Origin of the sequence: Flavobacterium yafengii (genome assembly GCF_030010375.1) — a bacterium.
Lineage (GTDB): Bacteria > Bacteroidota > Bacteroidia > Flavobacteriales > Flavobacteriaceae > Flavobacterium > Flavobacterium yafengii.
Genome location: NZ_JASCRY010000003.1, coordinates 45,989 through 72,232, shown reverse-complemented (window position 1 = coordinate 72,232; position 26,244 = coordinate 45,989). Strand labels below are relative to the sequence as shown.

The 26,244-nt window shown below is 33.5% G+C and carries 25 protein-coding genes; 5 read left to right on the top strand and 20 right to left on the bottom strand.

Going from position 1 to position 26,244, the window contains the following annotated elements; genetic code table 11:
- Positions 1 to 47 precede the first annotated feature (47 nt).
- From QLS97_RS10660 to QLS97_RS10645, 4 genes are all read right to left on the bottom strand, one after another.
- Positions 48 to 776 (bottom strand): LOG family protein, encoded by a 729-nt coding sequence (locus QLS97_RS10660; protein WP_282716590.1) that lies wholly within the window; start codon positions 774 to 776, stop codon positions 48 to 50.
- 128 nt (positions 777 to 904) lie between these two features.
- A complete protein-coding gene (gene uvrA, locus QLS97_RS10655) occupies positions 905 to 3,736 on the bottom strand; it encodes an excinuclease ABC subunit UvrA (RefSeq protein ID WP_282716588.1) in 2,832 nt (943 codons plus the stop codon).
- A 134-nt stretch (positions 3,737 to 3,870) separates the two neighbouring features.
- Positions 3,871 to 4,125: a hypothetical protein gene (locus QLS97_RS10650; protein ID WP_282716586.1), complete on the bottom strand. Its 255-nt coding sequence runs from the start codon at positions 4,123 to 4,125 to the stop codon at positions 3,871 to 3,873.
- 64 nt (positions 4,126 to 4,189) lie between these two features.
- Complete coding sequence (locus QLS97_RS10645) at positions 4,190 to 4,405, bottom strand: hypothetical protein (protein WP_282716584.1); 216 nt, start codon at positions 4,403 to 4,405, stop codon at positions 4,190 to 4,192.
- Between the two features lie 114 nt (positions 4,406 to 4,519).
- Here QLS97_RS10645 and QLS97_RS10640 point away from each other — a divergent pair, with 114 nt between their 5' ends.
- Entirely contained in the window at positions 4,520 to 5,446 is a 927-nt protein-coding gene (locus tag QLS97_RS10640) for a WYL domain-containing protein (RefSeq protein ID WP_282716583.1), read from the top strand.
- A 211-nt stretch (positions 5,447 to 5,657) separates the two neighbouring features.
- Here the strand turns inward: QLS97_RS10640 and QLS97_RS10635 are convergent, their stop codons facing one another.
- The 11 genes from QLS97_RS10635 to QLS97_RS10585 form a co-directional block, all read right to left on the bottom strand.
- Positions 5,658 to 6,404 (bottom strand): hypothetical protein, encoded by a 747-nt coding sequence (locus tag QLS97_RS10635; RefSeq protein WP_282716582.1) that lies wholly within the window; start codon positions 6,402 to 6,404, stop codon positions 5,658 to 5,660.
- Positions 6,386 to 6,832, bottom strand: coding sequence for a hypothetical protein (locus tag QLS97_RS10630; RefSeq protein WP_132066588.1), 447 nt, complete (start codon positions 6,830 to 6,832; stop codon positions 6,386 to 6,388). The genes QLS97_RS10635 and QLS97_RS10630 overlap by 19 nt, the downstream gene beginning before the upstream one ends.
- Positions 6,832 to 7,548, bottom strand: a complete 717-nt coding sequence (locus tag QLS97_RS10625; RefSeq protein ID WP_282716581.1) for a P-loop NTPase family protein — start codon at positions 7,546 to 7,548, stop codon at positions 6,832 to 6,834. The genes QLS97_RS10630 and QLS97_RS10625 overlap by 1 nt, the downstream gene beginning before the upstream one ends.
- Positions 7,549 to 7,685: 137 nt before the next feature.
- Complete coding sequence (locus QLS97_RS10620; protein WP_282716579.1) at positions 7,686 to 8,084, bottom strand: hypothetical protein; 399 nt, start codon at positions 8,082 to 8,084, stop codon at positions 7,686 to 7,688.
- A 59-nt stretch (positions 8,085 to 8,143) separates the two neighbouring features.
- A complete protein-coding gene (locus QLS97_RS10615) occupies positions 8,144 to 8,587 on the bottom strand; it encodes a hypothetical protein (protein ID WP_282716578.1) in 444 nt (147 codons plus the stop codon).
- A 196-nt stretch (positions 8,588 to 8,783) separates the two neighbouring features.
- Positions 8,784 to 9,737, bottom strand: coding sequence for a Fic family protein (locus QLS97_RS10610; protein ID WP_282716577.1), 954 nt, complete (start codon positions 9,735 to 9,737; stop codon positions 8,784 to 8,786).
- Between the two features lie 59 nt (positions 9,738 to 9,796).
- Positions 9,797 to 11,581 carry a chloride channel protein gene (locus QLS97_RS10605; RefSeq protein WP_282716576.1) on the bottom strand — a complete coding sequence of 595 codons (1,785 nt, stop codon included), beginning with the start codon at positions 11,579 to 11,581 and terminating at the stop codon, positions 9,797 to 9,799.
- 43 nt (positions 11,582 to 11,624) lie between these two features.
- Positions 11,625 to 12,293, bottom strand: a complete 669-nt coding sequence (locus QLS97_RS10600) for a DNA alkylation repair protein (protein WP_282716575.1) — start codon at positions 12,291 to 12,293, stop codon at positions 11,625 to 11,627.
- A 70-nt stretch (positions 12,294 to 12,363) separates the two neighbouring features.
- Positions 12,364 to 14,049, bottom strand: coding sequence for a gamma-glutamyltransferase (gene ggt, locus QLS97_RS10595; RefSeq protein ID WP_282716573.1), 1,686 nt, complete (start codon positions 14,047 to 14,049; stop codon positions 12,364 to 12,366).
- 16 nt (positions 14,050 to 14,065) lie between these two features.
- Positions 14,066 to 15,751: a gamma-glutamyltransferase gene (gene ggt, locus QLS97_RS10590; protein WP_282716572.1), complete on the bottom strand. Its 1,686-nt coding sequence runs from the start codon at positions 15,749 to 15,751 to the stop codon at positions 14,066 to 14,068.
- Complete coding sequence (locus QLS97_RS10585; RefSeq protein ID WP_282716570.1) at positions 15,748 to 16,332, bottom strand: acyl carrier protein phosphodiesterase; 585 nt, start codon at positions 16,330 to 16,332, stop codon at positions 15,748 to 15,750. Before QLS97_RS10585 ends, ggt (QLS97_RS10590) begins: the two co-directional genes overlap by 4 nt.
- A 119-nt stretch (positions 16,333 to 16,451) precedes the next feature.
- Here QLS97_RS10585 and glmM point away from each other — a divergent pair, with 119 nt between their 5' ends.
- Positions 16,452 to 17,840, top strand: coding sequence for a phosphoglucosamine mutase (glmM, locus tag QLS97_RS10580; protein ID WP_282716569.1), 1,389 nt, complete (start codon positions 16,452 to 16,454; stop codon positions 17,838 to 17,840).
- An 81-nt stretch (positions 17,841 to 17,921) separates the two neighbouring features.
- Here the strand turns inward: glmM and QLS97_RS10575 are convergent, their stop codons facing one another.
- Genes QLS97_RS10575 through QLS97_RS10565 form a run of 3 tightly spaced genes read right to left on the bottom strand, consistent with a single transcriptional unit; the run spans position 17,922 to position 21,929 of the window.
- Positions 17,922 to 20,453, bottom strand: a complete 2,532-nt coding sequence (locus tag QLS97_RS10575; protein ID WP_282716567.1) for a TonB-dependent receptor plug domain-containing protein — start codon at positions 20,451 to 20,453, stop codon at positions 17,922 to 17,924.
- On the bottom strand, positions 20,440 to 21,354 hold the full coding sequence (locus QLS97_RS10570) for a FecR family protein (protein WP_282716565.1): 915 nt from the start codon (positions 21,352 to 21,354) through the stop codon (positions 20,440 to 20,442). The genes QLS97_RS10575 and QLS97_RS10570 overlap by 14 nt, the downstream gene beginning before the upstream one ends.
- 59 nt (positions 21,355 to 21,413) lie before the next feature.
- Complete coding sequence (locus QLS97_RS10565) at positions 21,414 to 21,929, bottom strand: RNA polymerase sigma factor (RefSeq protein WP_282716563.1); 516 nt, start codon at positions 21,927 to 21,929, stop codon at positions 21,414 to 21,416.
- A 258-nt stretch (positions 21,930 to 22,187) separates the two neighbouring features.
- Here QLS97_RS10565 and QLS97_RS10560 point away from each other — a divergent pair, with 258 nt between their 5' ends.
- From QLS97_RS10560 to QLS97_RS10550, 3 genes are all read left to right on the top strand, one after another.
- On the top strand, positions 22,188 to 23,231 hold the full coding sequence (locus QLS97_RS10560; protein ID WP_282716561.1) for a hypothetical protein: 1,044 nt from the start codon (positions 22,188 to 22,190) through the stop codon (positions 23,229 to 23,231).
- A gap of 88 nt (positions 23,232 to 23,319) precedes the next feature.
- Positions 23,320 to 24,096 (top strand): membrane metalloprotease, encoded by a 777-nt coding sequence (locus QLS97_RS10555; RefSeq protein WP_282716559.1) that lies wholly within the window; start codon positions 23,320 to 23,322, stop codon positions 24,094 to 24,096.
- A gap of 33 nt (positions 24,097 to 24,129) precedes the next feature.
- Positions 24,130 to 24,711, top strand: coding sequence for a porin family protein (locus tag QLS97_RS10550; RefSeq protein ID WP_282716557.1), 582 nt, complete (start codon positions 24,130 to 24,132; stop codon positions 24,709 to 24,711).
- Positions 24,712 to 24,800: 89 nt separating this feature from the next.
- On the opposite strand, the gene QLS97_RS10545 is transcribed toward QLS97_RS10550, so the two are convergent.
- On the bottom strand, positions 24,801 to 25,697 hold the full coding sequence (locus QLS97_RS10545) for a hypothetical protein (RefSeq protein WP_282716555.1): 897 nt from the start codon (positions 25,695 to 25,697) through the stop codon (positions 24,801 to 24,803).
- A gap of 10 nt (positions 25,698 to 25,707) precedes the next feature.
- Complete coding sequence (locus QLS97_RS10540; RefSeq protein ID WP_282716553.1) at positions 25,708 to 26,127, bottom strand: DM13 domain-containing protein; 420 nt, start codon at positions 26,125 to 26,127, stop codon at positions 25,708 to 25,710.
- Positions 26,128 to 26,244: the final 117 nt, after the last annotated feature.

The following is a 26,244-nucleotide window of genomic DNA, read 5'->3' as shown; positions in this document are numbered from 1 at the left end:
ACTGCCTAATTAACATAAAAAAAGCCGTCGGTTAGACAGCTTTTTCATTAAAAATTTGGAGTTAAATCATATTTTTTATAGAACTTATCTAACACATCAACTACCTCATCTTCGGTATCAACGATTTTAAATAAATTCAAATCTTCAGCACTTACCGTATGTTCTTTCTCTACTAAAACCGTTTTAATCCAATCGATTAATCCGGACCAAAAACTGGAACCAACAAGGATAATAGGGAATTTTGCTATTTTTTTTGTCTGAATCAAAGTCATTGCTTCAAACAATTCATCCATCGTTCCAAAACCACCCGGCATCACTACAAAACCTTGGGAATATTTGACAAACATCACTTTTCGAACAAAGAAATAATCAAAATTCAGGTTTTTATCGCTGTCAATATACGGGTTGAAATGCTGCTCAAAAGGCAGTTCAATATTCAATCCCACTGATGTTCCTCCACCCAGATGTGCGCCTTTATTTCCAGCTTCCATAATTCCGGGACCACCACCAGTAATCACACCATAACCGGCTTTACTGATTTTATAGGCAATTTTTTCTGCTAATAAATAATATTTATCTTCGGGTTTCGTTCTAGCTGACCCAAAAATGGTCACACACGGACCAATGCGTCCCATACTTTCATAACCGTTTACAAATTCGGCCATAATTTTAAAAATCGCCCAACTGTCATTGGTTCTAATCTCGTTCCAAGTCTTTCTTTTTAGTCTATCTTGGATTACTTTATCCTCGTCATTATCAAAATCTTCTAATCTCATATTCTCTATTTTAAATCTTATTTTTTGAAGCTATTTCCTGCTGTCTGCTGTATCTTTTTCTTGTCTCGTTCTAAAAAACGAGACAAGAAAAAGGATGCCGCTTCCATCAGGGCTAGGGCTCTCAATTACTAAAGTAATTCTTTTTTCAAAAACTGCGCCGTATAACTCTTCTTAATTTTTATAATTTCTTCTGGCGTTCCTTTCGCAATAAGTTGTCCGCCGCCTTTTCCTCCTTCAGGTCCAATATCTATAATGTAATCGGCTAGTTTAATCACATCCATATTATGCTCGATAATCAAAATGGTATTTCCTTTGTCAACCAGTTTATTAATTACTTCCATCAACACTCTGATGTCTTCAAAATGCAATCCTGTTGTGGGTTCGTCCAGAATATAAAACGTATTTCCGGTATCTTTTTTAGATAATTCTCCTGCCAGTTTGATTCGTTGCGCTTCACCGCCTGAAAGTGTGGTACTTTGTTGACCCAAGGTAATATAACCCAAACCAACATCCTGAATGGTTTTTACTTTTCTGTAAATCTTAGGAATCATTTCAAAAAATGGTACCGCTTCATCCACGGTCATATTTAACACATCCGAAATGGATTTTCCTTTGTATCGAATTTCCAATGTTTCTCTGTTAAATCGTTTTCCTTGACAGGTTTCACATTCCACATAAACGTCTGGTAAAAAGTTCATTTCAATTGTTCGCACACCGGAACCTTCACAGGTTTCACAGCGTCCGCCTTTTACATTAAAACTAAATCGACCTGCTTTATATCCTCGAATCATGCTTTCAGAAGTCATCGTAAACAGGTTTCTGATCTCGGTGAAAACTTCCGTATAAGTTGCCGGATTACTTCGTGGCGTTCTACCAATTGGGCTTTGGTCAATATCAATAACTTTATCAATATGTTCTAATCCTTCAATTTTTTTATACGGTTGCGGTTTTTTGACACCATTAAAATAATAGGCATTCAAAATAGGGTAGAGCGTTTCATTAATCAAAGTCGATTTTCCACTTCCGGAAACTCCGGTCACGCAAATCATTTTACCCAAAGGCAATTCTATCGAAACATTTTTTAAATTATTTCCTGTAGCTCCGGTCAGTTTTAAGAATTTTCCATTTCCCTCACGGCGCTTTGTAGGAACTTCAATTTTCATTTGGCCATTCATGTACATCGCTGTAATAGTATGATGTTTCAAGATTTCGGCTGGAGTTCCTTTGCTGATAATTTCACCTCCGTATTTTCCTGCTTTTGGTCCAATGTCAATCACATAATCCGCACGTTCAATCATGTCTTTATCGTGTTCTACCACAATTACCGAGTTTCCAATATCGCGTAATTGTTCGAGAGAATGAATCAATTTATCATTGTCCCTTTGGTGTAAACCAATGCTCGGCTCATCAAGAATATACAAAACACCAACTAACTGCGAACCAATTTGTGTTGCCAATCGGATGCGTTGTGCCTCACCACCCGAAAGTGATTTTGAACTTCGGCTTAAAGCCAAATAATCCAAACCTACATTCATCAAAAAGTTTAATCGATCTTTAATCTCTTTGATTACTTCAGTAGCGATACGCTTTTGTTTGTCAGAGAGATGATTATCTAAATCATTAAACCAAGCGGTCAAATCCGAAATGTCCATATCGCACAATTCGGTAATGTTTTTTTCATTGATTTTAAAGAACATCGCTTCTTTTTTCAAACGAGAACCTTCACAAACCGGACATTTTATTTCGTCCATGAATTCCTTTGCCCAACGTTTTATGGATGTTGAACCGCTTTCGTCATGTTGATTTTTTATGAAATGTGAAATCCCTTCAAAATCAATTTTGTATTCTCGTGCAACGCCTAAATCTTTGGAATTGATGGTAAATTTTTCTTTCCCGCCATTCAAAATCATTTCCATTGCTTCCGCTGGAATGGTTTCTATGGCATCCGTCAATTTGAAACCATATTTTTCTCCTATGATTTCTAATTGCTTAAAAATCCAAGAGGATTTGTATTCGCCCAAAGGAGCAAAACCACCCGCTTTTATCGATAATTTCGGGTTTGGAATAATCTTTTTGGTGTTGATTTCGTTTACCGTTCCTAAACCGTTGCAATGATCACAAGCCCCTTTTGGTGAGTTGAAAGAAAATAAATTGGGTTCTGGATTCTGGTATGAAATTCCAGTAGTTGGACACATCAAATTCCTGCTGAAAAAACGCACTTCATTTGAATCTTGGTCCAAAACCATCAACACATTCTCACCGTGATGCATGGCCGTATTAATGCTTTCAGTCAAACGTTTTTCATTATCAGGAGTGTGTTCAATCACCATTCGATCCACAACAATTTCTATATCGTGTGTTTTATAACGGTCTAGTTTCATTCCCAAAGTAATATCCAGCACATCGCCGTTTACGCGAACTTTAAGGAAACCTTGCTTGGCAATTTGTTGAAAAAGTTCTGCATAATGTCCTTTACGAGCACGAATAACCGGAGCCAAAATATTGATTCGTTTTCCAGTAAAATCTTGAATTATTAAATCCTTAATTTGATCATCAGAATAAGAAACCATTTTCTCGCCGGTATTGTAGCTATACGCATCAGCGCCACGAGCGTACAACAAACGTAGGAAATCGTATATTTCAGTAATCGTTCCCACTGTGGAACGCGGGCTTTTACTGGTCGTTTTTTGTTCAATGGCAATTACAGGAGAAAGTCCGTCGATTTTATCAACATCAGGACGTTCTAAACCGCCCAGAAATTGACGCGCATAAGCAGAAAAAGTTTCTACATAACGGCGTTGCCCTTCGGCATAAATCGTATCAAAAGCTAAGGAGGATTTCCCAGAACCCGAAAGTCCGGTAATTACGACCAGTTTTTCACGAGGAATGGAAACATCTATGTTTTTTAAGTTGTGAACGCGAGCGCCTTGAACTTCAATGGTATTGTCTTTATCTAACATAATTTTTGCAAAAAAGCAAAGTTACCATTTTGATTTATTCTTTCGATAGAACACTTTAGAAGTTTATGTTAAAAAGGGGCATAAAAAAACGCTAACTGCGGGTTAGCGTTTTTTAGTTTTAAAAATTTGTTTTATTATTCCATCCCCAATCCTAGCGTCTGTAAAACTCCCACGATCCACACTATAGGTTTCCAAAGCACGATAAAACCTATAATTGATAAAATAGAGAAAAGTGACCAAAACCAAAAACCTCCGTCATGGGTGAAAATGGGAAACATATCGTTGAGTAACATATAAATACCAAATGGAATGGCAGCTAATACAAATAGAACCCAAACGATACATTTTATAATAAAAACGATACAATTTAACAATACTTGAAATAACATAATTTTGAATGTGTTGTGACTTTCGTCTGATTAAAAATGATTTAATTATTTAATTATAAGTAGTTTATCTTTTGGAATCAGTATAAGAAATTTCATCTTCTAAAGCGGTCATTAAGCCTGTAACTAACAACGAAAGTCCAACACCAATAATGCCTCCTGTTTGTGGGTTTTTACCAAGATGATTTGCAATTGCCATTCCTGCAGCAGCTCCTGAGGTCAAAATGGTACTTAAACTACTAAAGTCCATTTCGGTGTTTTGTTTTTTGAATAGATTTTTCATGATATATGTTTTAAAATTCGGGGTGAAATTAAAACTCGATAATGCCATTTTATGTCAGTTGAAAATAAATCTAAAATGACATCAATTGTCAGTTTGGTTTTCTATTTTTGAATTATGAAAAAAGATAGCAAAGAGCAAAAACATCTCAACAAACCGCAGGTATATCTCACGAAACAATTAGTCGAAATTCTCAAGAAATCCCCTTTTGAGAGTATGGAAAATATAATTAAATACATAAGTACCAATAGAGAAAATAAAATTTGCGAACGCACTTTTCATAGAATAAAAGCGACTTTACGGGATGATTATGGTATTATAATTAAGCATTCCAGAACCAATAATGGTTTTTATTTAGATGAAGAAAAATCGATGAATATTGACTCTTTTTTAAGTCATATTGAAATTCTAGCCACTGCCGAACAGATTTCCAACAATTTAAATGCGAATAACAATTCGTTATCATTTATAGAGTTCGAAAACAAAGCCGCAATAGAAACTATCCCTAATTTCAAAACCATTTTAGATACCATTCAACAAAACGTACCAATAAGCTTTAAACATTATAGTTTTTATCATTTAAAAGAGGGAGAATACACCTTAAAACCTTATTTCCTGAAACAGTACCAAAACCGTTGGTATGTGATTGGCGAAACCGAAAAAGGCTACCGCACTTTTGGCATTGACAGAATAGAAAACATCACTATTGGCACTGAAAAGTTCAAAGCCAAAACCGAAGAAGCCAAAGAAAAATTCAGTCACGTTATTGGTTTAAATTATGTAGATCATAAAATAGAAAAGATACAATTGTCTTTTCACATTTCACAAAAACCATACATTGTCTCGCTTCCTTTGCATCATTCGCAAAAGGAAATCAAAACGAATAATGAAACCACTTTTGATATTGAACTACGCATTCATCCCAATTTTGAGTTTAGACAACAGGTTTTGAAATATTGCAGTTTGGTTAGGGTGGTAGAGCCGAAATGGTTGGCGGAGGAGATTAAAGAGGAATTGAGGAAAGGGTTTGAAGGGTATTTATAAGCATAAAAAAACCTCTTAACTTTGAAATTAAGAAGTTTTTTGAATTTACTTAAAAAGGGTAGTAAAACAATGTTTTTCCTTTTCTACCTGAAGATGCTGGTCCAAGTTTTAAATAAATTCCTGTTTTTCCAATAAAATAATGTGTTTTCATTTTTTTTAGATTAAATTATTAATTGCCCGTAAGGATTTAATATTTAAGTCGCTGTTGTATTCATTTAAAATAAATCTTCATATCAAGATTAACCTTTTTTATTGATTCAAATTTTTCAGAAAAACTCATATTTAATTTAAAAACCTCTTTCATAACTTCCAAACCTGCGGAAATTTCTAAAAGTTCATTGTATTCGCTTGTCAGTTCTATTTTTATAGTTTGCTCTTGAGTAACGGAACCATTATCTGGATTTCTAGACTCTAAAAGACTATTTAAACTTGGATCAGAAGTAAAATTATTGCTTTTTAAAAACTCACAAGCCTTATTATAACTGCTGTTTTTGTCAAAATGAGGCTCTATTGTGATTTTTCTGTTTAGTTGTAAACTTTGAATAATTTTCTTAGTTTGCTCTTCCTTGCGATCTCCTTCAATTTTGACGACTTGATATTGTATATCTCCATTTACAACTTTTATCTTTTTTTCTTGACTATCTAAAACTACTGTAGCTTCAAAACCAGTAGCTCCTAATAATTGTGCAATCTTTCCATAAACCTCAATTTTTTCTTGCATAAAAAAATATTCTCCCAAACTACTATTTACATAACAATTAGGTTTGCTCGGATGTTTATAATAAACCGAACCTATTTCAGGTTTTTGCCCCACTATTTCGTAATCATTTAAAAATTTATCTAGATCATATTCCAATGATAAAATCTCTGTTGAATTTAATCTATCTGAAAATTTTTCAAATTTGTAATTTAAAGACCTTTCGTCCTCTTCAAACAATACTATTTTACTATTTCCCATACTATAAAACTTATTACTATTGCGGCAATAATTCCAATTAATATTTTCTTGAGACCCGCGTTTTTATTTAATTTATCAATTAATTTTTCTGTTTCAAAAGCTAATTCTTTATTGATTTTTAAAGAATCTTCTTTTAAAAGATTTATCATAAGACTAATGTCATTGGTTTCTACATAATAAATATAAAAAATAAACCTGTCCGATTCATCCTTATTTATATAATGTGATTTGATACTTAAAAATTCTCCTTTTTTTCTAATTTCTAACTCGGTGTCTTTATAAATAACTTTCCAATTTTCAACATCATTAATAATTTGAAATGCTTTTAAAGATAAATTCGAAACATTATCTAATTCAACAACCCCATCAATAACAAAATAGTCATCTTTTATTGCGCTTTCGTTTTGTGAAAATAAAATCCTTTTCATTAGCTAAATATTTTTTCAATTAATATTTTGAATTCATTTTTGTCTGTCAAATTAACAACGTATAAATTATCATTGAATAATTTTGAATAATCTTTATTACTAACTTGATTTAGAATTTCTTCCTCAAGTTTGCTTTTTAAAAGATTTGATCGATCAGGGTGTGATGCAATTAAAGCAAACTTTTTATCTTTTATATGAGAATGAATACTGTGGAGGCGACTATTACACTCACGTCTATAGTCATCTTCTGTTAGGTACAGGTGAATATTAAAAAAATAAAATATAACATTATTATTTTCAATGATTTCTTTATAATTAGCCATTAAAGGTTTGTTACCTCCTATATCCTTTCCTTTGTCAATAAATATTTTTTTATCGGTACTTATTGTATAAACAAAACTTTCATAATCATCTTTATATGTGTTTATTTTTACTTCCTTGACACCTCCTAAATTTTTCAACAACGTAGTTTTACCTGATGATTTCATACCTATCATACCGAGTTTACAATCTATCTTTTCTCCCGAAAAATAACTTACAATACCTCCTCCGGCTGCGCCTGCAACTACAGCACCAACTACAGCAGCTGTGGTTCCTAATCCAAGTGCAGCTGCACCCGCTAAAAGAGAACCACCTCCCGTGAAAGGTGCCGCAGCAACTGCACCTACACCAATTGCAACTCCTCCTAAAATTTTACCAACTTTTTTTATATTCATTATTTTTAATTATTTAAATTTATTATCAAAATTAATATTCCTAACTGTCAATTCCTGTCACTATTTTTTTATTACACAAAAACTCCTAACCATCCTTTCAATTCCCTGATCCGCTTTTTTTTAAATTAGTTGATGAATCAACAAACTTTTAAGCCGATATTAATACTATTATTAGCGAGATACATTTCAGAAATTGATAAGATATTCAACACTTCTTTAAGTTTGTCAACATTCCTTAAATCGATCAATATTTCCGAATTAATTTTATCAAATTGAAGCATTGGACTATTTATTTTCCCTATCATTTCATCTACTTTGCTACTAAAAAGCCAGATTTTTGCCTCCGAGAACACACTGCCAGCTTTATACTTGAGTACTACTTCATGTCTGTTAACTTCTTTTATATCTAAAATTAATAGTACGTATGGAATGTCTATTAAAACTTGACTTCGATTTTTTTGTTTTAAACCTATTTCTGTATTGAACTTGTTTTTTAAAAAACTTTGAATTTCACTTAAGGTAATTTCTAAATTCATTTTCTATTTTTAATTTTTTCAAAAGTAACGGTCAAAAATGACAATTTATGCTACTCCTTTTATTTCACTAAACTTTTAACCATCCTTTCAATTCCATCATCCGCTTTCTTTAAATTCGTCAAAGTCAATTGTAAGTCAATGCCATTAACAACAATGTTGGCAGGATTAGCCAACCAATCTTCCATTTTTCGTTTACCTTTGGATTTATTGATAAAAGTAAGGGTTACCGCAATATTTTCAGGACAGTTAACAACCAAAGCTATTTGGTCATCGGTTAATATCGATTTATAGGTATTGTAGATAGATTCTGAAGATCTAATGTGTTCATAATCGTAAGGATCACCGCCTATTAATTCCTTACCAGTATAAATGTCTTGGTAAAGTGCTTTATCTAATCCCTTAGCCTTACCTCTTAACAAAGCTGCGGTTTGCATTCCAGCTTTCACTTTCGTGAAAACCTTATCAATTTCTATTCTTCTATAAGGTCGGTCAATATCTATCATTCCTTTTGATTATCATTCGTTTTTTTTTTTTGTAAAAAAGTAATATTTGGTTTTTATAAATATCTTATTTGTAAATTATTTAATTTCAAAATAAGAAAAGATCTACAAAAACAAAGTTACCTTTTTGATTTATTCTTTCGATACAATTATTTAGAAATTTGTATTAGAATACATCATAAAAAAACGCCAACCTAAGTTAGCGTTTTCTTTTTCTAGTTGCCATATAATTTTCGACGGCTTCTCTGGTAGTTAACCAGTTACGACCTTCTTTGTAGGCATCAATTTTTCCTGTTCTTGCCAATAAACTGATGTATTCTTGGCCATAAGGCATATTAGGTTCTTGAACTAAATTAGAAATTGCTACATATTCTTTGTCATTTCCAGGCAATGCATTAATGTAAATATTCAAAGTGCGTTCCAATGATTGGCACATCAACAAGGTCAATTTTTGATAATTACCACCATTAGCTTGATTCAGTGCTTCGTAGTATTTCTTCCGGTCGTTTTTTAAGATTATGGCAGGCGGAAAACCAGAACGCATCAGTAATAAATTCATTGCCAACCGGACTGTACGACCATTTCCGTCAAAGAAAGGATGTATCCAAATCAATTTATGGTGAAAAACGGTTGCTAACTCAATATCATTAAGCTGCAATGGATTTGTATTTATGAAATCAATTAATTCATCCAATAAATCTAGAACTTTATTTGCATTTGGCGGGGTAAAATTAGCGCCGGTAATGCGAACACCTCCATTACGAATGCGTCCAGCAAAGTCATCTTCGATAGAGCGTAAAACCAATCCGTGCAAAGATAAAATATCGATACTCCTTAAATTATAATCATCATTTACAATAGAATATAAATAATCAATTGCTTTATCGTGATTGTGGGTTTCAAAATGTTCTCTAAGTGATTTACCTTTAATTGTAATACCTTCTTGAATTACCATTTGTGTCTCCCTAAGGCTCATTGTATTTCCTTCAATACTATTAGAGTTGTAGGTCCATTCAATGGAGAGGCTTTCCCTTATTTTATGCAAAGCGATATTTGGCAATGGTCTGCTGGTTTGCAGAACTTGCTTTTTTTCATACAATCTTTCAAAAGTTGTTTGAAATTCTTCTCGGTAGTTTAGGTCTATCTTCCACATAACCACAAATGTACTCCTTAATATCGGATAATAAAAATTTAAATCTATCCGATGTTAATTTATTCAATAGTCATTGATTTTAGTTTTGTTCTATAGGCTTCAAGCGCAACAGATTTGGAAATAAAACCGTAATATTTCCCTTCTTTGAGAACGGGTAAGAAGGCTTTTTTTGATTTTTCAAACTTATTCATGACCATTTCCATACTGTCATCAGGAGAAATGATTTCTGTTGGTTCAATCATTATTTCTCTAACCAAAGTATATTTTACTCGGTACGTATTGAATATTATTTCTCGAATATCATTAAAATGAACAATGCCTAATAAGTTTTTTTCAGTATCTACCACTGCAAAAATCACTTGATTGGAATGCGAAATTAAATCTACCAGTCTTTCTAAATTTTCATCAGGTGAAACTGTTAAATAGTCAGTTTGAATTATAGAAGTGGTCTCTAAAGTCGAAAGAATATTGGTGTCTTTATTGCTGGTAAAAGCATGTCCTTTTTTGGCTAAATTCTTAACATCCATTGAATGTTTTTCAAATCGTTTTGAAATCGCAAAACTAATTGAAGCCACAATCATCAAAGGAATCATCAAGTTATACCCTCCGGTAATTTCAGCAATTAAGAATATCGCAGTCAAGGGTGCATGAAACAAACCACTTAAAATTCCTGCCATTCCAACCAATGTGAAATTACTAACAGGTAATTTAGTAAGTCCTGTCAGATTTAAAAATTTAGAGAAAAAGAAACCAACATAAGATCCCAAAAATAAGGAAGGAGCAAAGTTTCCTCCATTTCCGCCACTGCCTAAAGTAATTCCAGTTGCAAAAACTTTTACCATCATAGTCAAGCCTACAAATACCAATAAAGCCCAACTATTGTCTCGAAAACCTCTAAATAATGTGTTTTCCAATAATTTCCCGGGATCATTATCAGATAATGTTTTAATGCTTTCATATCCTTCGCCAAAAAGCGTCGGAAAAATAAAAATAAGAATGGCTAAAATCGAAGAACCAAACAAGGCTTTTTTATAAGGTGATAATTTAAGTCTTGCAAAAAAATGCTCTACTCTCTGAAAATTACGGGAATAATAAACTGAAATAAATCCGGTAAACATCCCTAAAAGGATATAGAAAGCAATGTTATGATAATCAAAACTTTGTTGTTGTTTGAACGAAAGCAAAATTTCTTCATCTAATGCAATTACAGAAACCAAAGCACCTGTGGCAGCTGCAATCATAATGGGTGTAAATGCAGCAATACTCACATCCACCAACAGTACTTCGACAGCAAATAAAACTCCGGCAATTGGCGCATTAAAAGCAGCGGCAATTCCTGCAGCAACTCCACAACCTATAAGTAGGGTTCGGTCTTTATAACTTAATTTATATTTTTGGGCATAATTAGAACCAAAAGCAGCACCGGTAATTACAATCGGGCTTTCTAAACCTGCAGAACCTCCTAATCCAACAGTTAACGAACTGGTTACAATTTGGGCATACATTTGTTTTTTGGGAATAATACTCGCTTTTTTGGCAACAGCATATAAAATTTGCGAAGTCCCTTTTTGGATTGTTCCACCCAAAACTCTTTTGACAACAAAAACAGTAAGCAATATACCAATTATGGGCAAAATACTATTAATGAAGCCCAATTTTAAAATTCCACTGACATACGTTGCAAAAGTAAAAACCCAGTGTGCAAAAGATTTTAATACAATTACAGCAAAAGCGGAAGAAATACCAACCAAGACCGCCGATAAAAATATAAACTGCTTTGGCGTCAACATGGATTGCGCAAAAGCTATTATGGTTTCTAATTTCGAAATATATTTTTTGAACATTATAATTTTTTAAAGGGGGTGCAAAACTACTATTATTTTAATTTCAACAAATATTTTTCAACGCTTCTTTTGTGCTTAATGGTTTTAAATTACTGTTCTCTACAAACTCTTTCACTATTTTGGGATTTGATTTTGCATATTCTCTTAACGCCCAGCCAATTGCTTTTTGAATAAAAAATTCTTTAGAATGAGCTTGTTTTAAGCATTCGGAGAATAAAAAATCAGTATTCGTTTTTTGTTTGTAACCCAATTGAAATAAAATAACACTTCGGTTCAACCACATATTTTCTGAATTTGAAAATCGTTCTATTACATTTTTGGTTTCTAATGGAAATTCCAATAAGTATTCACCCAAAATGTACTTAGCAATCGTATCAATGCTGTCCCACCAAGAGTTATTTAGTATCAGTTTTTCAATCAGTTGAATGTCTTCTTTTTTATAATTTCCCTTGAGTTCTTTTATCAAAATTTCAATCGCGCAATAATGAAATTCCCGTTCTCGTTTTGAATATAAATCTAGTGCAATTGCTCTTGTGTTTTCAGAAACTTCGTTTTTGTTTTCTTTCCAAATTTCCTTGAAAATACGTCTTCGGTCCTCCGTTTTTATTCCAAAAAACGGAAAATTATTTTTCATGTATTTTGCCATCGCAAATGCATTTTCCGGATTTTTATTTGCTGTAAAAGCGGTTTCTAAGGCATGTATAAAGTTCATAAGTAGTAAATTTCAATGGCAAAATTAAATAACAATATTAAAATGCTTAACATAGTCGATAACTCATAATCTAAAATCCAATCGCTTTATCATCTCCTCTAAAATCAGCGCCACCTTCGATTTTTTTATTTGGTAAAACCAAAATAGCATCTACTTTTCCTATTACGGGTGTTGTTTTTTCATTGATAAGATATCCTTTTGATTTCAAGGTTTCAAAGGTTTTTGTATCGAAAGTATTGGGTTCAAAAGTGATTAAATCCGGTAACCATTGATGATGAAAACGTGGTGCATTTACCGCTTCTTGCATACTCAAACGATACTCGTAAACATTTAATATCGTTTGCAATACCGATGTAATAATTGTAGAACCGCCCGGAGAACCCACAACCATAAATAATTCTCCGTTTTTCTCAACAATTGTTGGCGTCATGGAACTCAACATTCGTTTTTGTGGCGCAATACTGTTGGCTTCATTTCCCACTAATCCAAACATATTCGGTTCACCCGGTTTGGCACTGAAATCATCCATTTCGTTGTTGAGGAAAAAACCTAATTCATCACAGTAATATTTAGAACCATAACCGTCGTTTAATGTTGTAGTTGATGAAACGGCATTCCCAAATTGATCCACAATTGAATAATGGGTAGTCTCCGTACTTTCATTATAATTTACTTTTCCTTCTTTTATATCCGATGATAAAGTGGCTTTTTCAAAACTAAAATTCGACATTCTTTGTTTCAAATAATCATCATCCATTAAGGCTTTCAAAGGAATTTTTACAAAATCAGGATCGCCCAGATAATAACTTCTGTCTGCATAGGCTCTTCTTTCGGCTTCTACAATAACTTGAATGGCTTCGGTTGAATTGTGTCCCATTTTAGCCAAGTCGAAAGGCGCTATCATTTTGAATATTTCAGCGATACATATCCCGCCACTGCTAGGTGGAGGCATAGAAATCACCTTTAAATCTTTGTAATCAAAAGTGAGTGGTGTTCTCCATTTAGCTTCGTATTTAGCTAAATCTTCCAAGGTGATTATTGCTCCTTTTTCTTGAAGATATTTGACTAATATTTCAGCAGTTTTCCCTTTGTAAAATTCATCTCTGCCATTTTTGGAAATCCTTTTCAATGTAGCTGCCAGCGCAGGATATTTTATTATATCATTTTCTTTGAAAGCAGTTGCAAATAATGTTTTATCGCCATTTACTTTTATGATTTTGGCTCGATAAGCAGCCAATCGGTCTTCTTGTTTTTTGGTAACAATGACACCTCTTTCTGCTAACTCAATTACAGGTTTTAGAATCTCTTCAATCGGTAATGAACCCAATTTTTCATGAACTGCAAAAACGCCTGCAATCGTTCCGGGAACTCCAATGGCAAGAGGAGATTCAGTACTTTTTCCTTTTATTACATTTCCTTTTTCGTCCAGAAACATATCTTTAGTAGCAGCTAATGGTGCTTTTTCTCGGTAATCCAAAGAACCAATTTCGCCGTTTGCTTTTCGATACACCATAAAACCGCCACCGCCAAGATTTCCCGCATAAGGATACGCTACTGCCAAAGCCAATTCGGTTACCACCATCGCATCAAAAGCATTCCCGCCTTTTTTCATTATTTCAACTCCAATTTTGGAAGCTTCTTCGCGTGCAGAAACAACCATTGCTTCATTAGCAACAAGTCCTGTGGGTTGAACCACTACATTTTGGGTTTTGCAACCAATAGAAAGAACACTCAATAGAATAACAATTTTTTTCATTCGAATACTATAAAATTTAAAAACCAACGGCTTTATTATCACCTCTTTTGTCTGCGCCACCTTCCAATTTCCCATTTGGAAGAACCAAAACAGCATCAACTTCACCAATGATTTCTTTATTTTTTTCATTGATTATGTATCCTTTTTTCTTCAAATTGGTTAATAATTCTGTATCGAAAGAATTGGGTTCAAAAGTAATTTCATCCGGCAGCCATTGATGGTGAAAACGGGGTGCATTTACGGCTTCTTGCATGCTCATATCAAATTCAAACACATTTAATATCGTTTGTAAAACCGATGTGATAATGGTGGAACCTCCCGGCGTTCCTACAACCATGAAAAGTTTATCGTCTTTCTCTACAATCGTTGGCGTCATGGAACTCAACATTCTTTTTCCAGGAGCAATGCCGTTGGCTTCACTTCCAGTTAATCCGTATAAATTTGGAACTCCCGGTTTGGCACTGAAATCATCCATTTGATTATTCAAAAAGAAACCCAATTCATCGCAATATATTTTAGAACCATAATTATCATTTAAAGTAGTTGTTGCCGAAACAGCATTTCCTTTTGAATCTACAATAGAATAATGCGTAGTTTGGTTGCTTTCATATCCTTTGATTGCTCCGTGGGCAATATCCGAAGACTTAGAAGCAGTATCGAATGAAAAATCACTCATTCTTTTTTCTAAATAGGATGGACTTAGTAATTCTTTTATAGGAAGTTTTACAAAATCTGGATCACCTAAAAAGTAATTCCTGTCAGCATAGGCTCTTCGTTCTGCTTCTGTAATTACTTGAATCGTTTTTATGTTGTTGTGTCCCATTTGTGAAAGGTTGAAAGGCTCAATCATTTTCATGATTTGATTCAAGCAAATTCCGCCACTGCTTGGTGGAGACATCGAAGTGATTTTTAAATTTTTATACTGAAAAGTAATTGGAGTTCTCCATTTGGCATTATAACTGTTTAAATCTTCTAATGTTGCATTTCCGCCTTTTTTAGCAAGAAAAGCAACTAATTTTTGAGCAGTTTCCCCTTTATAAAACTCATCCTGTCCGTTTTCCGCAATTCGTTTTAATGTTGCTGCTAATGCGGTATATTTTATGGTATCATTTTCTTTATATGCTTTAGAAAACAAACTGTTCTTACCATTGCTTTTTATAAAGGAAGCTCTGTAATAAGCCAAACTTTCGGCTTGAAATTTAGTGACAACAACACCTCTTTCGGCCAAGGCAATTACAGGTTTCAGAATTTCGCTTATGGGTAAAGAGCCATATTTTTTATGCACTTCAAATATTCCTGCAATGGTACCCGGAATTCCTGAAGCCAATGCGGTTTCTCTACTTTTTCCTTCTATAACATTTCCTTTTTCGTCCAGAAACATATCTTTAGACGCTGCCAAAGGTGCTTTTTCTCTATAATCGATTGCTCCAGTTTCGCCATTGGCTTTTCTGAAAACCATGAAACCGCCACCGCCAATATTTCCTGCCTGTGGATGTGAAACCGCTAATGCCAGTTCCGTGGCAACCATGGCATCAAAAGCGTTTCCGCCTTTTTTCATGATTTCAACTCCAATTTGCGAAGCTTCTTCACGAGCAGAAACGACCATAGCTTTTGAAGTTACTAAACCAGTTGGTTCAACAGTTTTTTCATTCGATTTGCAACCCAAAACGGCAAAGGCAAGCAGAAAAAGTATTTTTTTCATAAAGTGATTATTTTAGTATTCGAAAATAGGATTAATTCTTGAAAGAAATTGGTGAATTCCTCTTCAAATTGGAGATAAAATTCAGAAAGTTCATTAGTGGCAAATCGCATTTTAGATTCGTTTTTGGTACGTTGATCCATTTGCGTCAAAATCCGATTAATTCCGTCCACCGTTTGATAACTCACCAGCCAATTGTGTTCAATCATGTAGGGCATCATTCCTTTGGTTCTATCGGATAAAATATCAGGATTATTATGCAAAGATTGATAAAAGCGTTCTACAAATTCTTCCAGTTTTTCATCGGAATACGTGTTCCAGTTTTTAGCCAAAAAATGATCATAAAAAACATCTACAATTACACCTGCATAATGATGGTATTTTTCATGTAGTTTTTTGGTGCTTTGTCTAAAAATGGGATGCGCGTCGGTAAAAGTGTCAATGGCGCGGTGCAGAATGATTCCTTTTTGAATTTCTAAAGGATAACTTTCAAAATGTTTCCCCCGAATTCCATCGGCCATGAAATTGCCAATTTTGATTAAATCATTGTCACCGGAAAGATAGATGTGTGCTAAAAAATTCATTCGCCTAATTTAGGAATTTAAATGATGAATTTTGATTTCTAAATGACTTTTATAAACCGTCAATTATTATATTTGTGAGCAATTTAAAATTTATAATTCAAAATTTAAAATAATAATCAATGACTTTAATAAAATCAATATCGGGAATTCGTGGAACAATAGGAGGTAAAGTAGGGGATAACCTGACACCTGTTGATGCAGTTAAATTTGCTTCGGCGTATGGAACTTGGTTGAAAAAATATATTGGAAAAGAAAAAATCACTGTTGTTGTAGGTCGTGATGCCCGTATTTCGGGACCAATGATTCACAATTTGGTGGTAAATACTTTAATTGGTTTAGGAATTGATGTGATTGATTTAGGTCTTTCAACAACACCAACTGTTGAAGTTGCTGTTCCGTTAGAAAAAGCCGAAGGTGGAATTATCCTTACTGCTTCTCACAATCCAAAACAATGGAATGCCTTGAAATTATTGAACGAAAAAGGAGAATTCTTGAATGGCGAAGAAGGACTTAAAATTCTTGAAATTGCAGAAGCGGAAGCTTTCGATTTCTCGGATGTGGATGATTTAGGTGCCATTATGATTAACGATGCGTACATGGATATTCATATTGACGAAGTATTAAATTTACCTTTGGTAGATGTTGATGCAGTAAAAGCAGCTAAATTTAAAGTGGTAGTGGATGGTGTAAATTCTTCGGGTGGAATTATTATCCCAAGATTGTTGGAATTAATGGGCGTTGAAGTAGTAGAATTATATTGTGAACCAAACGGACATTTTCCTCATAATCCGGAACCGTTGAAAGAACATTTGACTGATATATCCGAATTGGTTGTTAAAGAAAAAGCCGATTTAGGAATCGTTGTGGATCCAGATGTGGATCGTTTGGCTTTCATTTGCGAAGACGGTGAAATGTTTGGTGAAGAATATACTTTGGTGGCTTGCGCCGATTATGTATTGAGTAAAACACCGGGGAATACGGTTTCGAATATGTCGTCTTCTCGTGCGTTGCGTGATGTGACTAATGCACATAACGGAAGCTACGAAGCAAGTGCCGTGGGCGAGGTGAATGTAGTCGAGTTGATGAAAAAGAATAATGCTGTAATAGGTGGAGAAGGAAACGGTGGAATCATTTATCCTGAATTGCATTACGGTCGTGATAGTTTGGTGGGAGTGGCGTTGTTTTTAACCCATTTGGCCAACAAAAAAATGACAGTTTCTGCTTTGCGTGCTTCGTATCCTGAATATTATATGAGCAAAAACAAAATCGAATTGACGCCGCAAATTGATGTGGATGCGATTCTTGTTGCCATGACAGAGAAATACAAAAATGAAGATATTACCACTATTGACGGTGTGAAAATTGATTTTGCAGAAAATTGGGTTCACCTAAGAAAATCAAATACGGAGCCAATTATTCGTATTTATACGGAAGCGGCTTCACAAGAAAAAGCAGATGCTTTGGCACTTAGAATTATTGATGAAATAAAAGCAGTGGCTGGATTGTAATTCCGCATTTATATATAAAAATAACCCTTTCAAATTCTATTTTGAAAGGGTTTTATTTTTTAGAATATAGTAAAATTGGAATTAAAAATTCACTCTAAAGCTTACATTTGGCGTTAAGCCCAGCGATTTATTATCTACTTGAACGGCATCATTCGAGTCATTTGGATTGACTTTGTAATAGCGATTGATATCATTATCTTGATTGGTAGCATTAATTACACCTGCAGTAAACGAAGCTTTAATAGATTCCGACAGATTGAAATTATAATTCAAAGAAGCATCCAATCGCATGAAATTATCCAGGTTTTGACTGTTTGGTGAATCATAATTTACCATAGTATTATTTCCATTTTGAACGGTTTCATTCCCATCAATTGGTTTTGTATACGGCTGACCATTTCTCCAAATACCACCAACAGCTATTTTTAGGTTTTTAAGAATGTCATAATAAAAACCAAGCGATACAGAATGTCTTATGTCTACATTATTTGAAAATGTTGAAGGTGTAAAAGTATCAAATTCATAGTCGTTTGTACTAAACGTGTAACTCACCCAAACGCTATATTGACGCGCTGTTTTATTGGCCAAAAATTCTAAACCTTTAGCGGTGTAACTTCCATTCGCATTATTAAACTGAAAGCTGTTATAAAAACCTTGATTAGAAGCCGTGATGCCGTCAACTATCTTATAAAACCCTGTAGCTTCTACATTTAGTTTGTTTTTATTGAATTCCACACCAAAAGAGCCTTGTTTACTCGTTGCAATTGGAATGTCTTTATCGGTTACTAAAACCCAACGTCTTTTCTCGACACCTAAAAAATCATCTTCAAAATCTACAATTTGAGTAGTAGATTGATTTTTAAATTCCGCTTCTAATTTTAAAGCAAATTGATCTGATAATTTTTGTCGAATGTTTATTCTTGGCTCGACCAAAAGCTTTTCGAATTTTTGAAAATAATTCAAACGCAATCCAACTCTCAAATAGGTATTGTTTTTATTGTATTCCACTTCAGAAAATAAGGCGTGGTTCAATAAAACATCTTTTTTGGTACTAGAGTAAAACGGAGCACTAACGGTAGTTTGATTTAACATCCCCGTTTCATTGAATTGGTACCCAAACAAGAAATTTAAGTTGTCATTAGTTTTGTAATAGGTATTTAATTTCACTCCGGTTTCCAGCACTTCATTAGCTTCGGTTAAGCGCTGATTCGTTTCCACTCTGTAATCGTTAGCATCAATATTATATCTGGAAAAGTAAGTGATGAAGTTTGAGCTTAATTTTAAATTCCATTGTGCTTTCCAATTTCCTCCGTAACCAATATTTTTCTGAGATAAAGTACTGGTTTTAGATTGGGTTTCGTTTGAATTTGTAAGACGTTCTGAATAATCCAAAGCGTTATTGATACCAATAATATTCGCTCTGAATTGATGTTTTTCGTTTAAATCAAAAAGTAATTTAGCTGTATAATCATAAAAATAAAAATCAGAAGACGTATCGTGCTGGTCGCTATCGGCATTGATTTCAGTGTCCTGAAAACTTCGGTCAAAGTATTTAGTGTACGTAGGAGATCTAAACAAATCAGTAATAGAACGACGTCCTGAAATATGTAACTCTAATTTTTTAGTTATTGGAATTTCTAAAAAGGCATCGGCGCTAATGGAGTTAATTCCTGCGCCACCGGAAAAGGTATTGGTTACCAAATCTTTCGTGTACATATTAATCGTACTGGAAACGCCATCACTGTATTCAGCACTTGTTCCGTTTTTACTGACAATAACTTTGTTGGTAAGATTTGGATTATAAGCTGATATTAACCCGAAGAAATGACCGGAATGATACATTTTGATATTGTCCCAAAGCACTAAATTCTGATCGTTAGTTCCGCCGCGCACGTTGATGTTAGCAATACTTTCATTAGTACTTTCAACACCGGGAAGCGCTTGAATGGATTGCAAAATGTCAGGGTCTATTAATCCGGGAAGAATACCGAATTTTTTAGTATTTAAAACGGTGCTTCCATCTAGGTATTTTTGTAATCCGGGCGTTAAGTAAACATTTATTAAAACCTGATTCAACTCTTCATTTTTTGTGGAAAGAACAATTTCCTTGCAATTGTTTTGTGCCGAAAACAATTCGTTAGCCGAAAACTGTCTGGATTCAAAACCCACATAGGAAATGGTCAGCGTTGCATTTATAGGAATATTCTGCAATTTAAATGTACCGTTTTCATCTGTTATTGTGCTTCTTCCAACATCGTTTACAAAAACCGATGCGCCAACTAAGCGAGATTTTTTTTCATCGGAAACAAATCCGCAAACTGATATTGTTTTGTTTAGCACTGAAACGGTAACATACCGATCGTCTAAAGCTTTAAAGTTTAAAAGTGTTTTCGAGTTTAGATAATCAATAGTTTCTTGCAATGTAAAAGAAGCATTTGGTTTGTCAATTTTAATGGTGACTACATCTTCAACGGCATACGAAAACTTAATATTAAATTGTTTTTCGAGGGAAATAATAACCTCACTTAAAGGTATTTTTTTAGTTGTATTTTGTCCGTAACAAATACTGCCAATGCAAAGTAGTAGAGAAATCAGCCATTTATTTAACACCATAGTTGTAAAATATAATAGTTTTACCTTCAATCTTGTAACTTAATTTAAGCGGAATTGTAACCGCCTGAAGCGCTATTTTTTTGTCAGTATGTGTAAAACTTCCTGTAAAGAGTTTTGAAGTATCGATACCTTCCACTTTAATTTTTATATCGTATTGACGCTCTAATTCTGCAATAACCTGATCTAATGGAATCTTATTAAAGCTAGATTCTTGCTGAATCCACGAAGGATTTTGGGCATTGAAATCTTCAATATTTTCGATTGTGCCATTGATAACTCGGAAGGTTTTTCCAGGAGGTAATTTAATAGTTTCATTATTATATGTTACACTCACTAAACCTTCGTAACAATTCACTTCAAAATAGTTTTTGCGTTCTTTTACGTTAAATTGTGTTCCTAAAACGGTAACGACTCCCGCAGTTGTGTTTACACTAAAAGTTTGCCCTTTTTGTACCTTAAAATAAGCTTCTCCTTCTAACGTTAAAGCTCTTTTATCAGCCCATTTTTTTTGGTTAAAACTTAATTTCGAAGCGGAGTTTAATATCACTTCAGAGTTATCCGGAAGCGTGACTGATTTTGTTTGTGCTATTTGAGTTTCGAAAGAGGTAATGTTATTAAAAAATAAGAAATAAGCAGAGGTTAACATAACGACCAAAATAGCGGCAACCCTATAGAATGCTTTGAAGTTTAAAGTTCTGACTTTTGTTTTCTTTTTTGAATGGTTTCTGGCTTTAAAAGCTTCCAAAGCAGCATGGGCATCTACTTTTGGAGTTTCCAATTGTGATGCATAATGAGCAATCTTTTCAAGTGTTTTCAAATCTTCAGATTGTTTTAAATCTTTAATTTCTTTACTTGAAAGCTCATTATTTAACCATTTTAATATCTCTTTTTCGTTTTTCATTTTATATCTCTATGTTTATAAGACAACTAACTTTTAAATTACCCTACAGCTAAATGTAATTATATATTTTCTATTTGGGCTTTTAAAATTTGTAGTGCTCCAGACATTCTTTTTTCTACGGTTTTTTGAGAGATATCGAGTAACTCAGCTATTTCTCTGTATTTTTTTCCATCTATTCGATTCAATAAAAATACTTCTCGCTGCGCTTCGCTTAATGATGCGATAGCTTTTGTGAGTTTAAGTTTGAATTCTTCTTCTTCGAATAAATATTCGGGACTTTGATTATTGGTGTCTAAGTTAGGCGCATCTTTGGCGTACCTCAATACCACTTTTTGATGCTTTATGTTATTTAGAAATAAATTATTAATGCTGGTAAACAAATACGTTTTGACTTTACTAAAGTCAATTTTGGAACAATTTTCCCAAATTTTGGTAAACGCATCTTGGACCAGATCTAATGCAGCTTCATCATCACCACATTTGTAATACGCAAAATTATTTGCTGATTGCACGTGCTTTAAGTAAAAGTCTCTAAAGTGATTTTCTTCGCAAAGTGTACTTTTTTCGTCGCTCATTGAGTATTAATTCATTTTTTGTAGGCTGTAAATGTAAATTATTTTTTCAAAAAGCAATTGTGTTAATTACAATTGCTTTTTTATGAAAAAGAGTTTAAAATTTAATTAGTTGATTTGTAGTATTTTATGAATTTATTTGTAAAATTTTATATTTTTTTTAAAATTTTGGTAGGGTAAAAATAAGCGTAGTTGTCTTACTAATAGAAAGGCGCTAAAAACATCGCTTGTAAATATAAAAATACATTAAATTTGAAAATTATGAAAAAATTAAAAATTGTTACAGGAATTGCATTGATGGCTATCTTAGGATTTACATCATGCCAAAGTGAAATTGATGATGTAGAAGGAGAAAATCCAAATACAAATTCGGCTAATTCAACTACAACAAGTAATCTAAAACGTACTTCGATGTACGATGGTTCATTTGATGATTTCTTAGACGGAGCATCATGTTCTTCAATTTTGTTACCGGTTACCGCTAAAGTAAATGGAGTTCAGGTTTCTATTCTAAGTCAATTAGACTACCAACAAGTTATTTCTATTTTTGGACAGTTTAACAATGACCAAGATACTGTTGTGTTACAATTTCCTTTAAAAATTAGATTAAGTAATTATACGGAGGCCACCGTTACCAATCAAACCGAGTATAATGCTATTCTTAATGCATGTACATCAGCGGAAGCTTCTGGTCAAGATGCTATTTCTTCGGTAAATATCACCTTCCCAATTACAATTTTAACGTATAATTTAAGTTTACAACAAACAGGAAGTATTGCGATCACATCCGAACAACAATTATATACGTATATGTCTAATGTAAGTAGCACGGAATTATTTTCAGTAAAGTACCCAATTTCAGTGGCAATTGCCGATGGAACAAAAATGACGGTTTCTAGTGATGCTGAATTGCAAGCAGCTATTACTGCATCTTTAAAAACAGAAGCAGCAATGGCAGTAGCAGTTGAAAATTCAAAAAAATTAGAAACAATCTTGGTTAACGGAAAGTTTAAAGTTGATTCATACGTAAGTGCAGGAGTAAATTCAGCAACGAATTATAAAGATTTTACAATAGATTTTGCAAATAATTTATCGGTAACCGCTATAAATCTAGTGAATACAACTGTGAATGGAACTTATGCGGTAAGCTCAGAATTGGATGTTTTACTAAAACTAAATTTCTCAGGGAATGCTTCGTTTACTTTATTGAATAATACTTGGAAAGTAACAAGTTTTACTGCTTCGACAATCACATTGCAAAGTTCTACTAATGCAGCGGTAACATTAGTATTGAAACAAATATAGCTGGATTTAAGTTGGTAGTTTAGTAAGAACAGCTGCCTAAAATAGTGTAGCTGTTCTTATATAAATTAAATTAATAATAAAGATAATAATGAAAAAAGTACTTACTCTGCTGACTATAGGTTTATTCCTCTCAGTAGCATCCTGTTCAAAAGAAGATGATCCCATAGATAACACAGTTGCAGTAAATCCTAATACGAATAAACAGCAAACAGGAAGTTCTTCTAACGATTTATTATCTGATAAAAAGTTCAAGAGCATGGTTATTGAAGTGGTATATGTAGTCGGTTTTGAACCAAGCAGTACTGCAATTAATAATTTTGTAAACTTTCTTACAGCGAGAACATATAAACCAAATGGCATAAATGTTATAAAACGTTCTATACCATCTCCCGGAAATTCGCCTTATACCAATGAAGAGATTGTAAGTATTGAAGATGCTAACAGAACAAAATACAACACTTCTGATGAAATTGCGGTTTGGGCATTTTTTGCAGATGGAAAATCTTCGAAAGACACTGATACATCAGTTATTCTTGGAACGGCTTACAGGAATACTTCTTTTGTGATTTTCGAACAAACTATTCAAGGTTTAAGTGACAGTCCATTTGAACCCAACAGAAGTTTATTAGAAACAACAGTAATTACTCATGAATTTGGACATATATTAGGATTGACAAATCTTGGTACAGCCTTGCAAAGCAATCACGAAGATGCAGAACATCCAAAACATTGTATTGAAAAAACGTGTTTAATGTATTGGTCTTCAGAAACTGGTGGTGGTATTTCAAATATGGTTTCAGGTGGTACCGCTCCACAATTAGATGCGCAATGTATTGCAGACCTTCGTGCCAATGGAGGGAAATAAAAGTATAATTTGAATAATTAAAACATGAAACAGATGAAAATAAAACAGATAACAATAGCTTTATTCTTTGGTGTAATAGCAACAATGAATGCACAGGACAACACTATTCCTAAATCGAATGGAGGAATAAAAGGAGGTTATAATTTAGCAGCCGTAAGTTTTGACGGAGATGGAGAAACGGAACAACGACACGGTTTTCATATAGGAGTTTATGGCGAGTCCTTTATTAGCGAAAGCTTTTCTATTCAACCTGAATTAATGTATTCTCAACAAGGGTACGAAATAACAAATAGCAGTGGGACTTTTACCCAAAAATTAGATTACATAAACTTGCCATTAATGCTTAAAGCATATCCTTCTAAAAATTTCTTTTTGGAAGCGGGTCCACAAATTGGATTAGCAGTTTCACACAAAGAAGAATACGATGGACTTTTTAGCGGTTCACAAGAATATGATCCTAATAATTTTGATTGGGGAATGAATTTTGGAGGAGGCTTTAAAACGGATTCCGGTATTAGTTTAGGAGTGCGTTATCATTTAGGTTTAGGAGATTTATACGATGAAGGCAAAGCACAAAACAGAGTATTGCAGTTCTCATTAGGGTTTGATTTATAATCCTAAATAGTTTTAAAAATAGAATGCCCAAGAAAATTTCTTGGGCATTTTTTTATGTATTTTCGAAAGTAAAAAATCTAATTTATCTTTTAAAAAGAAACTTTGTAAATTATTCCTGCGGTGAATTTTCTAGTTAATCCGTCTGGGCGAACTTCTCGAACTACAAACGGTGTGGCTAAAGATAATTCGATACTGTTTTTAGTATTAATGGCATACGCACCAATTATATTTCCGTTAATGGTCAATCCATCAGAGTTTTGTATCGTTTCTCTATTTCCAAAAGCATTTTCAAAACTATCCTCTCCTAAATGGTAAATGAATAATACATTGGGTTTAAAAGTGAATTTTTTATTATGAGTTTGAAACGTATATGTTGTTCGAAACAAAGCATCTGATTTTCTTTCGAATAAATTAGTGGAAGGAAAATCATCCGTATCAGAAAACTCCTTGAAATACGAATTTTTATTGTTATTGAAAACGGGAATTTGGACTGCCGTATTAAAATCCCATTTTTTATAGTTAAGATTCAATCCTGCAATCAAATCAAAAGTTCCCAAACTAGATTGATAGTCCAAAGGAAGAGAAAACTCATTTATTTTAAGATTTGAACTCGTAAAAGGTATTTTAAAACCCAAAAGAGAACTCCATTGCGTATTTGTTTTTGGTTTCCAATTGTAATTTCCTATCAAATAGGCATCACCAAAAGAACCTCGTTGACCAAAACTTCCATTTGCAACGGAATACGTGATTTTAGAACTTAGCGACAATCGTTCGTTAATAGTTCTGGTATAGGTGATATATGGTGAAATATAAGTGACATCAGCTTCGCCGGCACCAAAAATAGTCCCTACTTCAATTCCGTTTTTTAATTCCTTATCTGTAGTTTGAAAACCGTTTCCTATGGAACAAATTCCGGCATCGCTGCAGCCTTGCGCAAAGGAGTTAGAGCATATTCCAATAGCGATAATTAGCAGTAGTTTTTTCATAAATCAGATTTTAATTTTGAGATAATTGTGCCACTGCAAAAAGATGACTGTATTGTTGGCAGTGAATCAGTACATATTTATAGGCTGAAACATTAACCTGAGTTGGAATTGCATACACTGTAGAAGATGTCAAATTTCCCAAATTTACAAAATCTGTAGGGGTGGCATTTTTAGACAGATATACTTTCAAATCGGGACCACTGGAAACACTGAAATCTTCCAATCGAACTTCATTTTGATTTCCATTCAAATAAATTTTAGCAGAACCGGTAACTTTAATTCCTGAGGTTGGCATGAAATTACCGGTAGCCACAGGAGGAGTATTTTCAGGAATTGGGGTGCTTAACTCAGCATCACGGGTCAAATCGCCTTCAACTTCACAAGAAATAAAAAGCAAGAAAATCGGTAGTAGAAAAACAATTTTTTTCATGGCTAAAATGTTTTTTAATTCGTTAATCAAATATAAACCGAATGAAAATCACAGTTTGTCAGCTACTTTACATTTGGACCATGTTTATAAATTTATTTAAAAATCAGTATTAACAAA

Excerpts from the sequence above, each read along its gene's own strand:
- QLS97_RS10640 (WP_282716583.1), top strand. The coding sequence starts at position 4,520 with ATGAAAAAAGATAGCAAAGAGCAAAAACATCTCAACAAACCGCAGGTA.
- QLS97_RS10660 (WP_282716590.1), bottom strand. The coding sequence starts at position 776 with ATGAGATTAGAAGATTTTGATAATGACGAGGATAAAGTAATCCAAGAT.
- QLS97_RS10625 (WP_282716581.1), bottom strand. The coding sequence starts at position 7,548 with ATGAATATAAAAAAAGTTGGTAAAATTTTAGGAGGAGTTGCAATTGGT.
- QLS97_RS10545 (WP_282716555.1), bottom strand. The coding sequence starts at position 25,697 with ATGAAAAAACTACTGCTAATTATCGCTATTGGAATATGCTCTAACTCC.
- QLS97_RS10645 (WP_282716584.1), bottom strand. The coding sequence starts at position 4,405 with ATGAAAAATCTATTCAAAAAACAAAACACCGAAATGGACTTTAGTAGT.
- QLS97_RS10635 (WP_282716582.1), bottom strand. The coding sequence starts at position 6,404 with ATGGGAAATAGTAAAATAGTATTGTTTGAAGAGGACGAAAGGTCTTTA.
- QLS97_RS10610 (WP_282716577.1), bottom strand. The coding sequence starts at position 9,737 with ATGTGGAAGATAGACCTAAACTACCGAGAAGAATTTCAAACAACTTTT.
- QLS97_RS10550 (WP_282716557.1), top strand. The coding sequence starts at position 24,130 with ATGAAAATAAAACAGATAACAATAGCTTTATTCTTTGGTGTAATAGCA.
- QLS97_RS10630 (WP_132066588.1), bottom strand. The coding sequence starts at position 6,832 with ATGAAAAGGATTTTATTTTCACAAAACGAAAGCGCAATAAAAGATGAC.
- QLS97_RS10620 (WP_282716579.1), bottom strand. The coding sequence starts at position 8,084 with ATGAATTTAGAAATTACCTTAAGTGAAATTCAAAGTTTTTTAAAAAAC.
- QLS97_RS10585 (WP_282716570.1), bottom strand. The coding sequence starts at position 16,332 with ATGAATTTTTTAGCACACATCTATCTTTCCGGTGACAATGATTTAATC.
- QLS97_RS10560 (WP_282716561.1), top strand. The coding sequence starts at position 22,188 with ATGAAAAAATTAAAAATTGTTACAGGAATTGCATTGATGGCTATCTTA.
- QLS97_RS10650 (WP_282716586.1), bottom strand. The coding sequence starts at position 4,125 with ATGTTATTTCAAGTATTGTTAAATTGTATCGTTTTTATTATAAAATGT.
- QLS97_RS10540 (WP_282716553.1), bottom strand. The coding sequence starts at position 26,127 with ATGAAAAAAATTGTTTTTCTACTACCGATTTTCTTGCTTTTTATTTCT.
- ggt (WP_282716573.1), bottom strand. The coding sequence starts at position 14,049 with ATGAAAAAAATTGTTATTCTATTGAGTGTTCTTTCTATTGGTTGCAAA.
- QLS97_RS10615 (WP_282716578.1), bottom strand. The coding sequence starts at position 8,587 with ATGATAGATATTGACCGACCTTATAGAAGAATAGAAATTGATAAGGTT.
- ggt (WP_282716572.1), bottom strand. The coding sequence starts at position 15,751 with ATGAAAAAAATACTTTTTCTGCTTGCCTTTGCCGTTTTGGGTTGCAAA.
- QLS97_RS10555 (WP_282716559.1), top strand. The coding sequence starts at position 23,320 with ATGAAAAAAGTACTTACTCTGCTGACTATAGGTTTATTCCTCTCAGTA.
- QLS97_RS10605 (WP_282716576.1), bottom strand. The coding sequence starts at position 11,581 with ATGTTCAAAAAATATATTTCGAAATTAGAAACCATAATAGCTTTTGCG.
- glmM (WP_282716569.1), top strand. The coding sequence starts at position 16,452 with ATGACTTTAATAAAATCAATATCGGGAATTCGTGGAACAATAGGAGGT.
- QLS97_RS10575 (WP_282716567.1), bottom strand. The coding sequence starts at position 20,453 with ATGGTGTTAAATAAATGGCTGATTTCTCTACTACTTTGCATTGGCAGT.
- QLS97_RS10600 (WP_282716575.1), bottom strand. The coding sequence starts at position 12,293 with ATGAACTTTATACATGCCTTAGAAACCGCTTTTACAGCAAATAAAAAT.
- QLS97_RS10570 (WP_282716565.1), bottom strand. The coding sequence starts at position 21,354 with ATGAAAAACGAAAAAGAGATATTAAAATGGTTAAATAATGAGCTTTCA.
- QLS97_RS10565 (WP_282716563.1), bottom strand. The coding sequence starts at position 21,929 with ATGAGCGACGAAAAAAGTACACTTTGCGAAGAAAATCACTTTAGAGAC.
- uvrA (WP_282716588.1), bottom strand. The coding sequence starts at position 3,736 with ATGTTAGATAAAGACAATACCATTGAAGTTCAAGGCGCTCGCGTTCAC.